11 protein-coding genes are annotated in these 16,048 nt (G+C 67.3%); 7 read left to right on the top strand and 4 right to left on the bottom strand.

What is annotated here, in order from left to right:
• The first annotated feature begins 56 nt into the window (after nucleotides 1-56).
• The 7 genes from murJ (at nucleotide 57) to ACVOKU_RS01860 (ending at nucleotide 9,780) form a co-directional block, all read left to right on the top strand.
• On the top strand, nucleotides 57-1,661 hold the full coding sequence (gene murJ / locus ACVOKU_RS01890) for a murein biosynthesis integral membrane protein MurJ (RefSeq protein WP_111185717.1): 1,605 nt from the start codon (nucleotides 57-59) through the stop codon (nucleotides 1,659-1,661).
• 75 nt (nucleotides 1,662-1,736) lie between these two features.
• Nucleotides 1,737-2,684 (top strand): bifunctional riboflavin kinase/FAD synthetase, encoded by a 948-nt coding sequence (locus ACVOKU_RS01885; RefSeq protein ID WP_111185715.1) that lies wholly within the window; start codon nucleotides 1,737-1,739, stop codon nucleotides 2,682-2,684.
• Complete coding sequence (gene ileS / locus ACVOKU_RS01880) at nucleotides 2,681-5,512, top strand: isoleucine--tRNA ligase (RefSeq protein WP_065181117.1); 2,832 nt, start codon at nucleotides 2,681-2,683, stop codon at nucleotides 5,510-5,512. The genes ACVOKU_RS01885 and ileS overlap by 4 nt, the downstream gene beginning before the upstream one ends.
• Nucleotides 5,512-6,036, top strand: a complete 525-nt coding sequence (gene lspA, locus ACVOKU_RS01875) for a signal peptidase II (RefSeq protein ID WP_065174616.1) — start codon at nucleotides 5,512-5,514, stop codon at nucleotides 6,034-6,036. The genes ileS and lspA overlap by 1 nt, the downstream gene beginning before the upstream one ends.
• A gap of 27 nt (nucleotides 6,037-6,063) precedes the next feature.
• The gene (gene ispH / locus ACVOKU_RS01870; protein WP_053516117.1) at nucleotides 6,064-7,014 is read left to right on the top strand and encodes a 4-hydroxy-3-methylbut-2-enyl diphosphate reductase; all 951 of its coding nucleotides are present in this window, start codon (nucleotides 6,064-6,066) and stop codon (nucleotides 7,012-7,014) included.
• Nucleotides 7,015-7,234: 220 nt separating this feature from the next.
• Nucleotides 7,235-9,118 carry a M61 family metallopeptidase gene (locus ACVOKU_RS01865; protein ID WP_481558904.1) on the top strand — a complete coding sequence of 628 codons (1,884 nt, stop codon included), beginning with the start codon at nucleotides 7,235-7,237 and terminating at the stop codon, nucleotides 9,116-9,118.
• Entirely contained in the window at nucleotides 9,115-9,780 is a 666-nt protein-coding gene (locus tag ACVOKU_RS01860) for a lysoplasmalogenase (protein WP_481558903.1), read from the top strand. The genes ACVOKU_RS01865 and ACVOKU_RS01860 overlap by 4 nt, the downstream gene beginning before the upstream one ends.
• Here ACVOKU_RS01860 and treA read toward each other — a convergent pair whose 3' ends face one another.
• The 4 genes from treA to ACVOKU_RS01840 form a co-directional block, all read right to left on the bottom strand.
• Entirely contained in the window at nucleotides 9,781-11,400 is a 1,620-nt protein-coding gene (gene treA, locus ACVOKU_RS01855) for an alpha,alpha-trehalase TreA (protein WP_481558902.1), read from the bottom strand.
• A 73-nt stretch (nucleotides 11,401-11,473) separates the two neighbouring features.
• Entirely contained in the window at nucleotides 11,474-14,263 is a 2,790-nt protein-coding gene (locus ACVOKU_RS01850) for a TonB-dependent receptor plug domain-containing protein (RefSeq protein WP_481558901.1), read from the bottom strand.
• A 14-nt stretch (nucleotides 14,264-14,277) separates the two neighbouring features.
• Nucleotides 14,278-15,246 (bottom strand): FecR family protein, encoded by a 969-nt coding sequence (locus ACVOKU_RS01845; protein ID WP_279942326.1) that lies wholly within the window; start codon nucleotides 15,244-15,246, stop codon nucleotides 14,278-14,280.
• The gene (locus tag ACVOKU_RS01840; protein ID WP_229765781.1) at nucleotides 15,243-15,722 is read right to left on the bottom strand and encodes an RNA polymerase sigma factor; all 480 of its coding nucleotides are present in this window, start codon (nucleotides 15,720-15,722) and stop codon (nucleotides 15,243-15,245) included. Before ACVOKU_RS01840 ends, ACVOKU_RS01845 begins: the two co-directional genes overlap by 4 nt.
• Between the last annotated feature and the right edge of the window lie 326 nt (nucleotides 15,723-16,048).

Raw genomic sequence — 16,048 nt, 5'->3', positions numbered from 1 at the left:
CGGGAAATGTACGTCAAGTCGATTGTCAAGAGGGACGTTGAGTGAGTTCACCGAAGATGTTGCGGGGCCTGCTGTCGTTCAGCAGCATGACCATGGTCTCGCGGGTGCTCGGACTTGTCCGTGACCAGGTGATCACCACCACGTTCGGCACCAATGCGGTCACCGATGCGTTCTGGGTGGCGTTCAGGGTACCCAATTTCCTGCGTCGCCTGTTCGCCGAAGGCTCCTTCGCCACCGCCTTCGTGCCGGTGTTCACCGAGGTGAAGGAGACCCGCAGCCACGCTGAACTGCGCGAACTGATGTCACGCGTGGCGGGCACCTTGGGCGGGACGCTGCTGGTGGTCACCGCGCTGGCGTTGATCTTCGCTCCCCAGCTGGCGGTGGCGTTCTCAAGCGGTGCTGATACCGACCCGGTCAAACAGACCCTGCTGGTCGATCTGTTCCGCCTGACCTTCCCGTTCCTGCTGTTCGTCTCGCTCACCGCGCTGGCCGGCGGGGCGCTGAACAGCTTCCAGCGGTTCGCGATGCCGGCGCTGACCCCGGTCATCCTCAACCTGTGCATGATCGCCGGCGCGCTGTGGTTGGCGCCGCAGCTCGGCGGAACCCCGGAAAAGCAGATCCTGGCGCTGGGCTGGGCGGTGCTGGCGGCCGGTATCCTGCAGCTGCTGTTCCAGCTGCCCTCGCTCAAGGGCATCAATCTGCTGACCCTGCCACGCTGGGGCTGGAACCACCCGGGTGTGCGCAAGGTGCTGACCCTGATGGTGCCGACCCTGTTCGGTTCCTCGGTGGCGCAGATCAACCTGCTGCTGGACACCCTGATCGCGGCCAAGCTGACGGATGGCTCGCAGTCCTGGCTGTCCTTGGCCGACCGCTTCCTGGAGCTGCCGCTGGGGGTGTTCGGCGTGGCCCTGGGCACGGTGATCCTGCCGGCGTTGGCCCGCCACCACGTCAGCACCGACCGCGAGGGCTTCTCGCGCTCGCTCGACTGGGGCCTACGCATGACCCTGCTGATCTCGGTGCCGGCCATGCTGGGCCTGGTGCTGCTGGCTGAACCGCTGATCGCCACGCTGTTCCAGTACCGCCAGTTCACCGCCTTCGACACCCGCATGACCGCGCTGTCGGTGTATGGCCTGAGTTTCGGCCTGCCCGCGTTCGCCCTGTTGAAGGTGGTCCTGCCGGCCTTCTATGCCCGCCAGGACACCCGCACCCCGGTGCGTGCCGGCGTGGCCGCGCTGGTGGCCAACATGGTGTTCAACTTCGTCCTGCTGGCCGTGCTGTACCAGGTGATGGTGCCGGACGCGCTGAAGGCGCAGGGTGTGATGACCGCCATCGGCAAGCAGCCCGGCCTGCATCTGGCGCTGGGCATTGCCAGTGCGTTGTCCAGTTACCTGAACCTGGGCCTGCTGTGGTACTGGCTGGGCAAGACCGATGTCTACCAGCGCCTGCCGGGCTGGGGCAGCTACCTCGTGCGGCTGCTGGTGGCCTGCGCGTGCATGGTCGGCGTGCTGCTGGCCCTGCTGTACTGGATGCCGGCCTTCACCGGGATGGACAAATGGCACCGGATCGGCGGCCTGATCCTGCTGGTGGGGGGCGGTGGCCTGACCTATCTGCTGGCGATGCTGGCCATGGGCTTCCGCCCGCGCGACCTGCGCGGGCATTGATCGTCGCCTGCGGCGGCTATACTTCAGGGTTACACCATTGAAGCGGCGGCCCCGGGTGGGCCGGAACGGGAGTTGATGAGCAGGCTGTTCAGAAGCGTCGAGGGCGGGGAGCTGTTCCCCAACGGAAGCGTGGTCTGCATCGGTGCATTCGACGGCCTCCATCTGGGGCATCGTGCACTGGTGCGGCATGCCGTTGCGCGCGCGCGCGCCTTGGGTGTGGCTGCGGTGGCCGTGGCGTTCGAACCGTTGCCCCGTGAATTCTTCGCCCAGGGCACGCCACCACCGCGCCTGACGCTGGCACGCAGCAAGGTCGAGATGCTGCGCGAGCTGGGGGTCGACGCGGTGGGGCTGCTGCGCTTCGATGCAGCGATGGCGGCGATGCCGGCCGAAACCTTCGTCCGCCAGCTGCTGGTGCGGCGACTGAATGCCCGCGAAGTGTGGATCGGGCCGGAGTTCTGCTTCGGCAACCGTCGCCGCGGTGATCTGGCCCTGCTGCAGAAGCTGGGTAGCGAGCTGGGCTTCAGTGCGGGCGAGATCGAGGCGGTCGACCTGCACGGCGAGCGCATTTCCAGTACCCGCATCCGCCAGCTGCTGCAGTCCGGCGATTTCGCCCGGGCCGGCGATCTGCTCGGTCGCCCCTACGCGATCAGCGGGCGCGTGGTGCGTGGTCGCCAGCTCGGCCGCACGCTGGGCTTCCCGACCGCCAACCTGCGTTTCCCCAAGACCCCGGCGCTGTCGGGTATCTACGCGACCTGGGTGCACGGGGTGTTCGACCAGCCCTGGCCGTCGGTGTCCAGCTTCGGCACGCGACCGACGGTGGAGGGCGTGGAGCCGCTGCTGGAAGCCCACCTGTTCGATTTCCAGGGTGACCTGTACGGTCGCCACATCGACGTTGAGTTCGTCGCCAAGCTGCGTGACGAAGAGAAGTTCAATGATCTGGCGGCACTGACCGACCAGATGCACCGCGACGCCGAACAGGCGCGCGCCCTCCTTTCCGAACATAGATTGCGAGCCACTGCGTGAGCCAGGACTACAAGACCACCCTGAACCTGCCAGCCACCGATTTCCCGATGCGCGGCGATCTGCCCAAGCGCGAGCCGGGCATTCTGGCGCGGTGGGAGGAGCAGGGGCTCTACCAGCAGCTGCGCGACAACGCCGCCGGCCGCCCGCTGTTCGTGCTGCACGACGGCCCGCCGTATGCCAACGGCCGCATCCACCTGGGCCACGCGGTCAACAAGATCCTGAAGGACATCATCGTCAAGTCGCGCTACCTGGCCGGTTTCGATGCGCCCTACGTGCCCGGCTGGGACTGCCACGGCCTGCCGATCGAGATCGCGGTGGAAAAGAAGTGGGGCAAGGTCGGCGTGAAGCTCGATGCGGTTGAATTCCGGCAGAAGTGCCGTGAGTTCGCCGAAGAGCAGATCGACATCCAGCGCGTGGACTTCAAGCGTCTGGGCGTGACCGGTGACTGGGACAACCCGTACAAGACCTTGAGCTTCGACTTCGAGGCCAACGAGATCCGCGCACTGGCCAAGGTGGTGGCCAATGGCCACCTGGTGCGGGGTGCCAAGCCGGTGTACTGGTGCTTCGACTGCGGTTCGGCGCTGGCCGAAGCCGAGATCGAATACCAGGAAAAGGAATCGCCGGCGATCGACGTGGCATACCCCGCGCGCGATCCGCAGGCCATCGGCCAGGCTTTCGGCGTGAGCGTGCCGGCCGATGTGGACGTGGCGGTGCCGATCTGGACCACCACGCCGTGGACGCTGCCGGCGTCGCTGGCCGTGTCGCTGGGTGCGGACATCCGTTACGTGCTGGCCGAAGGCCCGGCGCACAACGGCAAGCGCCGCTGGCTGGTGCTGGCCGCTGCGCTGGCTGGACGTGCGCTGCAGCGCTACGGCGTCGAGGAGGTGGTACTGCACGGCGAAACCACGGGCGCTGCACTGGAAAACCAGCTGCTGTCGCATCCGTTCTATGCCGGGCGCGCGATCCCGCTGCTCAACGGCGACCACGTGTCCGACGAAGACGGTACCGGTGCGGTGCACACCGCTCCCGGACATGGCCAGGAAGACTACGTGGTCAGCCAGAAGTACGGCCTGCTCGACACGTACAACGCCGGCCAGGTGACGCCGATCGATGGCCGTGGCGTGTACCTGGAATCGACGCCGCCGGCCGGTGACGTGGTACTGGCCGGCCAGCACCTGTGGAAGGCGCAGGAGGCCATCATCGGCGTGCTGCGCGACAACGGCACGCTGCTGGCCTTCCACCCGATCCGCCACAGCTATCCGCACTGCTGGCGCCACAAGACGCCGGTGGTGTTCCGTGCCACCCCGCAGTGGTTCATCTCGATGGACAAGGCCAACCTGCGCAGCGATGCGCTGGCCGCCATCGACACCGTCGGCTGGTTCCCGGCCTGGGGCAAGGCGCGCATCCAGAGCATGGTCGATGGCCGTCCGGACTGGACGATCTCGCGCCAGCGCACCTGGGGCGTGCCGATCGCACTGTTCACCCATCGCCAGACCGGCGAGATCCACCCGCGCTCGGTGGAGCTGATGCAGCAGGTTGCCGACCGTGTCGAAGCCGAGGGCATCGACGTGTGGTACTCGCTGGATGCAACCGAACTGCTGGGCGCAGAAGCGGCCGACTACGAGAAGGTCACCGACATCCTCGACGTCTGGTTCGACTCGGGTGTCACCCATGAAGGCGTGCTGGCCGCGCGTGGCTTCGGCAAGCCGGCCGACCTGTACCTGGAAGGCTCGGACCAGCACCGCGGCTGGTTCCAGTCGTCGCTGCTGACCGGCGTGGCAATCGACAGGCGCGCGCCCTACAAGCAGTGCCTCACCCATGGTTTCACCGTGGACGAGCACGGCCGCAAGATGTCCAAGTCGCTGGGCAACGGCATCGAGCCGCAGGACATCATGAACAAGCTGGGCGCGGACATCCTGCGCCTGTGGATCGCCTCGGCCGACTACAGCAACGAGATGTCGCTGTCGCAGGAAATCCTCAAGCGCAATGCCGACGCCTACCGTCGCCTGCGCAACACCGCGCGCTTCCTGCTCGGCAACCTGGACGGTTTCGATCCGGCCCGGGACCTGCGCCCGCTCGACCAGATGGTCGCGCTGGACCGCTGGATCGTGCATCGCGCGTGGGAACTGCAGGAGAAGATCAAGGCGGCCTACGACGGCTACAACATGGCCGAGATCGTGCAGCTGCTGCTGAACTTCTGCAGCGTGGACCTGGGCTCGCTGTACCTGGACGTCACCAAGGACCGCCTGTACACGATGCCGACCGACTCGCACGGTCGCCGTTCGGCGCAGAGCGCGATGTATCACATCGCCGAGGCGTTCACCCGCTGGGTGGCACCGATCCTGACCTTCACCGCCGACGAGCTGTGGGGCTACCTGCCGGGCACGCGCACCGGCCACGTGCTGTTCACCACCTGGTACGAGGGCCTGGCGCCGCTGCCGGCGGATGCCCAGCTCAACGCTGCCGATTTCGACCAGCTGCTGGCCGTGCGCGAGCAGGTGGCCAAGGTGCTCGAGCCGATGCGTGCCAACGGCGCGATCGGCGCCGCCCTGGAGGCCGAGATCACCGTGGCCGCCAGCGAAGAGCAGGCGGCGCGCTGGCAGCCGCTGGCCGACGAACTGCGCTTCCTGTTCATCAGCGGTGACGTGCAGGTGCGTCCGGCAACCACCGACGAGGTGTTCGTCAGTGCCCAGCCGACCACCAAGGCCAAATGTGTGCGCTGCTGGCATCACCGCGCCGACGTCGGCAGTCATGCCGATCACCCGGAACTGTGCGGCCGTTGCGTGAGCAACATCGACGGCGCTGGCGAAGTGCGGAGCTGGTTCTGATGAGCGCCGCCCGTCCGCATCCCAACGCTCTGGTCTGGCTGCTGCTGTCGGCGGCCATCATCGGCCTGGACCAGTGGTCCAAGGCCTGGGTCCTGTCGAGCCTGCCGGAGTTCCAGCCGGTGGTGGTCATCGATGGCTTCTGGAACTGGTATCGCACCTACAACACCGGTGCCGCATTCAGTTTCCTCAGCGACGCCGGTGGCTGGCAGAAGTATTTCTTCACGGCGCTGGCGATCGCCATCAGCGGCCTGATGGCATGGTGGCTGCGTGGCACCGCCCGTGGCAACTGGAAGGCCGCCGTTCCCTATGCGCTGATCATCGGCGGGGCGATCGGCAACGTGATTGACCGCCAGGTGCACGGTCATGTCGTCGATTTCATCCAGTGGTACGTTGGCAGCTATACCTGGCCGGCGTTCAACATCGCCGACTCGGCCATCGTGGTCGGTGCCATCGGCATCGCCCTGACCGGCCTGTTCGACGGCAGGTCCGCCAAAAAGGCGGATAATGCCACTCCGAAACCGTAAGCCGGCCGCTGCCGGGAGATTGAACTGATGGATGTGCTGCTCGCTAACCCGCGTGGTTTCTGTGCCGGTGTCGATCGTGCGATCGAGATCGTGAAGCGCGCGATCGAAACGCTCGGCGCGCCCATCTACGTCCGTCATGAGGTGGTGCACAACCGCTTCGTGGTCGATGATCTGAAGCAGCGCGGTGCGATCTTCGTCGAGGAACTGGACGAGGTGCCGGACAACAACACCGTCATCTTCAGTGCCCACGGGGTATCCCAGGCAGTGCGCCTGGAAGCGGAGCGTCGTGGCCTGAAGGTATTCGATGCCACCTGTCCGCTGGTGACCAAGGTCCACTTCGAAGTGGCGCGCCATTGCCGTGCGGGCCGCGACGTGGTGCTGATCGGCCACGCGGGCCATCCGGAAGTGGAAGGCACGATGGGGCAGTGGAACCAGGAAGCCGGTACCGGCCAGATCTACCTGGTGGAGGATGTGGAGCAGGTCGCCACGCTGCAGATCAACCAGCCCGAGAACTTCGCCTACACCACCCAGACCACGCTGTCCGTGGACGATACGCGCGGCATCATCGACGCGCTGCGCGAGCGCTTCCCGGCCATGCAGGGGCCGAAGAACGACGATATCTGCTACGCAACCCAGAACCGGCAGGACGCGGTACGTGACCTGGCCAAGCGCTGCGACCTGGTGCTGGTGGTCGGGTCCCCGAACAGCTCCAATTCCAACCGGCTGAGCGAGCTGGCACGGCGCGAAGGCGTCGAGAGCTACCTGATCGACGGCGCCCATGAGATCAACCCGGCCTGGGTGCAGGGCAAGCAGCACATCGGCGTCACCGCCGGCGCGTCGGCACCGCAGGTGCTGGTCGATGGCGTGCTTGCGCGCCTGGCCGAACTGGGCGCCGGCAGTGTGTCCGAGCTTGATGGCGAGCCGGAATCGATGGTGTTCGCGCTGCCGAAGGAACTGCGCCTGCGCCTGATCGACTGACCGGGAAAGGCCTCGTCCACGCACGGCGTGGATCTACTGAAACCGCTCTGGTGGGTGCAAAAACCGCTCTGGGTGCAAACCAGCACAAGGTGGGTGCGAACCTTGGTTCGCACGCTCTTGGGCATGCGCGGATGGGCAGCCCGCCCATGACCTTTGGCCATGGGGCCGCGCATCCCGCAGGCCTAGCATCGGAGGATTCTCCGCTGTTGGAAGCCGCCCGATGAAGACCCGTGCCCTGGTGATGTCCGTGCTGTTCGCGCTGGCGGCTACACCCGCGCTGGCGCAGAGCCCGCCGCCGGCCGATGCCGCTGCGCACGGCCTGCTGCGCATCGACGTGGACGCGCGCGATCTGGCCCGGCGCATCTTCAAGGTGACCGCCATCGTGCCGGCAAAACCCGGCCCGATGACCCTGCTGTACCCGCAGTGGATTCCCGGCAACCATTCGCCCACCGGCCCGATCGACAAGCTCGCCGGCCTGCGCGTCACGGCCAATGGCAGGCCGCTGGCCTGGCAGCGCGACCAGTACAACGTCTATGCGTTCAAGGTCGATGTGCCGGAGGGCGTCAGCGAGATCGTGGCGCACTTCGATTTCCTGTCTTCGCAGGGCGGCAACCAGGGCCGCGTGGTGATGACGCCGGAAATGCTCAACCTGCAGTGGAACGCCAACGCGCTGTATCCGGCCGGGGTCGATGCACGCCATCTGCAGGCCCAGGCCAGCGTGACCCTGCCGAAGGGCTGGAGCTATGCCACCGCGCTCGAAACAGTCCGGCGCGACGGTGACACGGTGGTGTTCAAGCCGATCACTTTCGACCATCTGGTCGATTCGCCGCTGTTCGCCGGTGAGCATTACCAGCGCATCGATCTGGACCCGGGCGCCAAGGCGCCGGTGCACCTGAACGTGTTCGCCGATGAAGCGAAGTCGCTGAAGCCGACCGAGGCACAGATCAAGGCGCACCGCGCCCTGGTGCAGCAGGCTGACCGCTTGTACGGCGCGCGCCACTACGACCATTACGAGTTTCTGCTGGCATTGACCGACCGACTGGGCGGCATCGGGCTGGAGCATCATCGCTCCAGTGAGAACAGCGCTGCGCCGGGCTACTTCACCGAGTGGGATGACTCGGCTTGGATGCGTGACCTGCTGCCGCACGAGTACACGCATTCCTGGAACGGCAAGTATCGCCGTGGCGCGGACCTGGCAACCGACAACTTCAACGTTCCGATGGGTGACAGCCTGCTGTGGGTGTACGAAGGCCAGACCCAGTTCTGGGGCCAGGTGCTGGCCGCCCGCTCGGGGCTGTGGTCCACCGATCAGGCGCGCGACATGCTGGCCAATGTTGCGGCGACCTATGATCGCGGTCGCCCGGGACTGGCCTGGCGGCCACTGCAGGACACCACCAACGACCCGACCATCGCCCAGCGGCGCACACTGCCGTATCGCAATTACCAGATGAGCGAGGACTACTACTCCGGTGGCCAGATGCTGTGGCTGGAAGTGGAGGGCAGGCTGCGCGCACTGACCGGAAACCGGCGCAGCCTGGATGATTTTGCCCGTGCCTTCTTTGGCGTAGGCAACGGTGACTGGGACGTCAATCCGTATACGTTCGACGACGTGGTGGCGACCTTGAACGCCATTGCTCCGTACGACTGGGCCGGCTTCCTGCGGCAGCGCCTGGATGGCCATGGATCGCTGACCGGCGGTCTGGAACTGGCCGGCTGGAAGCTGGTCTACCGCGACGCGCCGAACGATGCCTACAAGGCACAGGAAAAGCGCACCAAGGCGGCGCTGCTGGCGTACTCGCTCGGCGCGACGGTGATGGACAGCGGTGTGGTCGGCGACGTGATCTGGGACAGTCCCGCCTTCAATGCAGGCCTGGCGCCGGGCATGAAGGTGATCGCCATCGGTGACCGCGAGTACAGCAGCGAGCGGTTGAAGGACGCGGTTGCCGCTGCGGCCAAGGACAAGGCGCCGATCGTGCTGCTGGTGAAGCAGTTCGACCGCATCGCGCCAATCCGGATCGACTATCACGGTGGCCTGCAGTATCCGGTGCTGGAGCGCATTCCCGGCCGCCCGGATCAGTTGGCCGAGCTGTGGAAGCCGCGATGAGACCACGCCTGGGCGGTGGTGCGGTCCTGCTGCTGGCGGTGCTGGCCATCGTCGGTGCATTCCTGCCCGGCGAAGGCCGCTGGCTGCACTGGCTGGCAAAGCCCGCAGCGACCCTGCTGATCGCGGCGATGGTATGGCAGACGCGTCCTGCTGGATCGCCGTCGTACCGTCGCGCGGTGCTGGCGGGCATGCTGCTCTCGTGCGCAGGCGACATCGCGCTGATGCTGCCGATGGATGCCTTCGTCCCCGGCCTGCTGGCGTTCCTGCTGGCCCACCTCTGCTACATCGTCGCCTTCCGCGATGGTCTGCGCGCGGGTCGCGGCCTGGTCGCCGCAGGGGGACTTCTGGGTGTGTTCGCCGCGCTCAACGTGTCCGGTCTATGGCCGCATCTGCCGGCGCCGATGCGCATCCCTGTGCTGGCCTATGTGGTGGTACTGGCGTGCATGGCGATCCTGGCGCTGGCGCGGCAGTGGACCCGCCCGCGACCGGACGCTGTCGAAGCGGGCAGTGCGCGCTGGGCGGCAACCGGCGCCCTGTTGTTCGTCGCCAGCGATTCACTGCTGGCCTGGGACCGCTTCGCCGGTGGCGTGCCGCTGGCAAGCCTGCTGGTGCTGTCCACCTACTACGCGGCGCAGTACGCGATCGCACGATCGGTGCGCTAGCTACTCGACGTCGCCCGCGTTCTCGCAGGTCCGCTGCCGCGGGCACAGGCGATCCAGCAGTGCCAGTGTCACCCCGTTGCTCCAGCCGAAGCCATCCTGCAGCGGATACTCGCCGCCACCCCCTCCGCCCGCGGAGCCATCGACCACGTACTTCTCCACCAGCTTGCCTTGCCGATCGTAGACGGACTGCACGGTGCGCAGGAAGCGCACTCCCAGCTGCCGCGCCAGGCGCTCCTGACCGTAGTGCTGCAGGCCATCGACGGCCACCCACTGCAGCGGTGCCCACCCGTTCGGCGCGTCCCACTGCTGGCCGCTGACGAGGGTGGTGGTCAGCAGGCCGCCCTCACGCATCAATTGTGCTTCGGCTGCGTCGGCGCTGCGTCGCGCCTGCTCATCGGTGGCGATCTTCAACCACAACGGATACAGCGCGGCAGCGGTCAGGGCAGGGCGCAGCTGTCCGCTGCGCAGATCGTGATCGGCATACCAGCCCTGCGCCGCATCCCACAGCAGGCGATTGATGGCACTGCGTCGGGCCTCGGCCCGGGCCGAGTAGTCGCGGGCCGAGGCGCGGTCGCCGGCCACGCGGCTGGCCCGGGCGAGGGTCTGCTCGAGGTGGTACAGCAGACTGTTCAGGTCGACTGGAACGATCGACGTGGTCTGGATGCTGGACAGTGCACTGGGGTCGTCCATCCATCGCGAGCTGAAATCCCAGCCGGATTCGGCGCCGGCGCGAAGGTCGCGGTACACCTGTGAGGGTGGCCGCTGCGGTGCCTGTGCCGCCGTCGCCAGATCGTCCGTCCACGATTCGCTACGCGGCACCGCGCGCGCATCCCAGTAGCGGTTGAGCAGGTCGCCATTGGACATGCGCACCACGCGCTCGCGTGCCTGGCCGGGCGCAAGGCCGTCGGCGCCCCGCATCCAGAAGTCGTGCTCGGTGCGCAGCTGTGTCAGATAGCGGCGGTACGCCTGATCGCCTTCGTGCGCGGCCAGCAGGGTCACCATCAGGCTGAAGTACGGCGGCTGCGAGCGGCTCAGGTAGTAACTGCGGTTGCCGTTGGGAATGTGCCCATACTGGTCGAGCTGCCACGCGAAGTTGTCGACCATCGCGCGGACCTGGGGCCAGCGGCCACTGGAAGCCAGTCCCAGCATCGTGAAGTAGCTGTCCCAGTAATACACTTCGCGGAAGCGCCCGCCGGGCACCACATACGCGTGCGGCAACGGCAGCAGCGAGCCATGGGGATCGACCGCCGTGGACTGCCGGGTCAGCACGGGCCACAGGCCTTCGATATGCGCGCGCAGGCTCTGGCCGGCAGGTGAGACGTAGGGCGCAGGCCCGCCGGGCAGGTCGAAGGCCCTGTCGACGAAGGCCCGCAGCGTGTAGCCGGGTTGTCGCTGCGCGCGCTGCCAGTCAGCCAGCAGTGCAGCCGGCGACTGCCGCGGCACAGCATCGGCAAAGGTCTTCTGGTCGGGGAACAGATGCGCGCGCTGGACCTGCTGGAAAAGCGGCTGCCAGGCCTGGTCCGGTGGCGCAGGGGTCGAAGCGGGCGAGTCGGCGCATGCCGCGCCGGCACTGAGCAACAGGGCCAGTACGCAGACGACCGGGCGGATCGAAGGACGCATGACGTACCTCACGGTGGGCGTGGCCCCACCCTAGCGTGCCGCCCGTGTCACCCGCGTGTGGATGCCAGCGGCCTCAACGGAACTGCAGGGTCAGCAGGAAATAGCGGCCCAGCGGATCATCCAAACCCGGCAACTGTCCGCCGTTGCCGACCAGATAGTTCACCGGCTGCCGGTCAAGCACGTTGTGCACGTCCAGCGCGGCGATCACCCGCGGCCCCAACCTGCGCGCCATGTGCAGGTTCCAGCGCAGCTGCCGTGGATTCATGCAATGGTTCATCTCGCGCTGGTCATCGGGGCATTCCGCACCGGGCAGCCAGGCGCGCGTGCGTCCCACCTGGTTGCCGCGCAATGCTACGTCCCATGCCGTGTTCTGCCATTGCACGGTGAGGATCGCGGCCATTGCCGGCGTGGCATGGCCGCGGAGATCCACGCTGCCATCCTGCCCTCGTTCGCGGCGCAGCGCCTGCTGTTTCAGCGCGTCCAGTGAGAAAAGCCACTGGCCGGTGTCATCAGTGTCGACGCGGTATTCGCCGCGCATCACCCAATTGCGCGACGTCGTGCGGCCGATGTTGTCGAAGGACAGGCGAAGACTGCTCAGCCGCCCTTCGTCATCCCGTTCCCACGTGCTGCGGTTCCATGCCGCGTCGGTGGGCCGCAGGGCAAGGATCTCGTTGCGCAGCTCGACGATGTTGTGGGTCAGTGACAGCGAGAACACGTCGTTGGGCGTCCACGTGGCTGCCAGCGAATGGCTGCGTGAACGCTCTGCCTTCAGCGCGTCGTTCTCGGCGACCTCCACGTTGACCAGGCAGCTGCCGTCGATCGCGGGCTGTGCGCAGGGCGGCAGGCCCGGCGAGGCCGGCAGCGCGACCAGGCCGAAGTAGCCAGGGGGGCGTCGTTGCTCGAACAGGCTGGGCGCACGGTAGCCTTGTCCGCTGGTCAGCAGGAACGACCAGTGGGGCGTTGGACTCCAGCGCAGTCCCGCGCGTGGTGAGAACGCCAGGTAATCGCCATCGCGGTCCCAGCGTGCGGCCACGTCCATGCGCAGCGAGCGGCTGAGTGGCAGGCCGACTTCGGCATAGGTGGCTCCGCTGCGACGTGACAGGCGTCGCTGCTGCTGGGGCAGGCCCAGTGCCAGATCGCCCTGGATCAACAACGGATCGGGTAACGAGGCCCATGCTTCGTAGCGCAGATCGACGCCGGTAGCCAGCTGGGCCGGCCCTCCGGGCAACTGCATCAGCTGCCGCTGCATGCCCCACCAGCCCTGCCACTGGTCAGTGCGTCCACGATTGCGGATCGAGGGGAACAGCTGTTGCACTTTGTCCGCACGCAGCGAGGTGAAGCCGGGAAGGTAGTCCAGTGACTCGGCGGCGTGCAGCAGCGGTTCGGTGCGCACGGTGCCCGGCGTGACCAGGGTGACCTGGCTGCGTTGCGCGCTGATGCCCGCCTCCCAGCTGCGTGACTGCTGCTCGCGACCGATACCCAGGGTGATGTCGGCATCGCTGGCGCGCACGTGCGGGCGCACGCTTCCGGCCTCGCGCAGCACGCTGTTGAACGTGATGCCGTACAGGCCGATGGCAACGGCGGTCGGCCCCAGATCGAAACGCTGCCGATTGTGACTGCCACGTGCTTCCAGATAGGCGTAGCGTCCTTCGCCACGCTCGTGCCGGTAACGCAGGTAGGCCGAGGCAGTATCCGACGCGGGCTGCAGCGAGCGCGGCCGCGCGCTGTCGAACCAGCAGCCATCCTCACGCTGTATCAAGGGACCTTCGCAGAGATCTGCGGGGATGTACGCGCCGTCGTAGAACGCGCCGATCGGATACAGCGACGTCTCCGCATGCCACGCGCGGCGATCGCCGGCCACGTGCTCGATGCGATGCAGGTCCAGGCCGGCGAACCAGCGGTCCCCACCTTCGCGTACGCCGCCGTTGGCGATCTGCACGCGATTCTGCTGCGCGTCGCCGCGGCTGCTGATGCCCGATTGCACCGTCGCCTCCGGCCCTTCGGCCTGTTCGCGCAGGATGATGTTGACCACGCCGGACATCGCGTCGGCACCATAGATGGCCGACGCGCCTCCGCGCACCAGCTCGATGCGTTCGATGAAACTCAGGGGAATGCCGCCCAGATCGGTGAGACCTCCCTGTTCCAGCGACACCATCGGATAGCGTGGCAGCCGCCGGCCGTTGACCAGGAACAGGGTCGCACGCGGCCCCATGCCATCCAGGCTGGTGGTGGCTGCAGCGCCCACCGGCAGATACTGCGAATCGCCGCCGCGCGAGGTGGTCATCGCCGGGTGGCCGTTCATGCCGGGAAGGTGTCGCAACAGGTCGAACAGGCTGCCGTAACCACTGCGCAGGATGTCTTCGCGATCGATGATCGTCATCGGCAGCGTCGTCTGCACGGAGGTGCGCGGCAGGCGGCTGCCGGTGACGTGTACCGGTGCCAGTTCCACCTGCGCGGGGGCCAGTGCGACGGGCGGCGGCGGCTTGGGCGACGTCACGGTCGGGGCACGTGCAGGGGGCGCGGCAGAAGCAGCGACGCGGCGGATGACGAACGCCCCCGAGGGTGTGCGCAGGATGTTCACCGGCATCCCGGAGACCAGCTGCTTGAGAGCGATCGCCGGTGCCTGTCGGCCGTCGGCGCCGGGGGTGTGCAGGCCCGTCAGCTCGCGGGCGTCGAATACCAGGGCGATGCCGCTCTGGCGTGCCCATTGCTGCAGTGCCGGTGCCAGCGGGCCGGGTGCGATGTGGTAGTCGACATTGGCGGGTTGCTGGCCGGCGTGGGCCGGCGCGGCGCTGGCAGCGCCGAACATGACCCACAGCAGCCCCCGGAGCAGCCCCCACTGCAGCGCGCCCGGTCCTGCCATCACCGCCTTTCTCCTCAGTAGGTACGCCGCAGTTCCAGCGCGCCATCCGGGCGCGCCTGGCCGGCAACCGACCATCCCAGCTCCAGTGCAGACAGCAGTTCCTCTGCGTCGCCTGCACGGAAGGTGCCGCTGACCGCGAGATTGGCGATCTCCGGATCGGCGATCACCATCTGCGTGCGGCCGTAGCGGTTCATGCGTTCGACCACGGTCGCCAGGGGAGTGGCATCGAACACCAGCCGTCCCTGCAGCCACGCCTCAGCCGCTTCGGTCGAGGCGAGCGCAGGGCCCGGCTGGATCCGCCCGGAGGGCAGTACCTGCAGCTGCTGGCCCGGGGCCAGCGTGTGCTGCGCGCTGCCGCTGGTGACCTCCACTGCGCCTTCCAGCAGGGCGACCTCGACATGGCCGTCGCGCAGGCGCTCCACCTGGAAGGTGGTTCCGATATCGCGGATCGAACTGTTGCCTGCCTGCACGCGCAGGGCCTTGCGCGACGGTGCCACCTGCAGTTGCAGCCGACCCTGCTCGAGGACCAGTTCCCGATGGCGCCAGCCCATGCGCACGGTCAACGTGGTCCCTGCGTCCAGGATGGCGGAGCTGCCATCGGCCAGCGTCTGTTGGCGGGGAGCAAGGCTGTCGTTGGCATAGATGCGGGGCGTGGGATTGCCATCGGTGGCGACCATCCAGCCCATGCCGATGGCCAGACAGAGCGCCGCCGCAGCAGCGACGCCGGGCAGCCAGCGGCGCCGGGCTGGACGCGCGGCGCGCGCCGCCGCCGTGCGCAGCCAGGGATCCTGGGCCAGGCCCGCACTCTGCTGATAGAGCGTTTCGGCCTGTACCCACGCCTTGACGTGGCGGGTGTCCTCCGCCAGCCAGTCTTCGAAGCGCTCGCGTTCCTCGGGCGTGCAGTCGTGTGCCTCCAGGCGCGCCACCCAGGCGCTGGCGCGCTCGAACACTCCCGCCTCTTCCGTGTGCCGGGTGCTGATCATTCGTTGTCCCTGTCGTTGTGCAGCGGGTGTGGCCCCAGCTCCTGGCGCAGGCCCTGCAGTGCACGGGCGATGTGTTTTTCCACGGTCTTGGCGGTGATGCCACAGTGCTGCGCGATCTGCGTGTAGCTCATCCCGGTGATCCGGTTGAGCAGGTACACCTCGCGCGCGCGCTCCGGCAGTTTGAACAGGGCCTGCCGGAGCAGGGCGAGCATCTGCCCGGATTCGGCCTGGCGCAGAGGGTCGGCTGACGTGCTGGAGGGCTCGTCGCTGCCATCGCGCTCGGCCAGCGACAGATGCGGTCTCGCCTGCGGCGAGCGGCCGCGGTCTGCCAGGCGGTTGCGGGCGATACGATACAGCAGCAGGCGCAGCTCCTCGGTGCCGTGCGCGCGATAGCGGATCAACCGTTCCATGCAGTCCTGGGCGATGTCCTCCGCATCCTCCGGGCCCACCCCACGGGTACGCAGGAAAGTGCACAACGGCGCGCGCTCTTCCCTTACGAACGTGATGAAGGCGTCCGGAGGCCCAGGCGGATCCGGTGCGCGATGGATCAGGGGGGACGAAGCGGACAGGGCTGGCCTCGGGCAACGATGGGGGGGGGCGTCACCGAGTTTTACGCGACGATGACCGGATGGGGAAGAGCCGCCAGCCTGCACGTGTCGATCATGAATTCGTTCACCTTTCACCCGGATGGCAACTGGGGGTGTTACCGCCCTTTCTGCGTTTTTAACTTTGCCGGAGGCTGTATTTCTCCTGTAAAAGCGTTCAAGAGCGCTAACTCAGCCACAGTTTTGACTGCCAACTT

It is taken from the genome of Stenotrophomonas sp. STEN147, from assembly GCF_056757995.1.
This window is presented reverse-complemented; position numbering and strand designations above follow the sequence as displayed.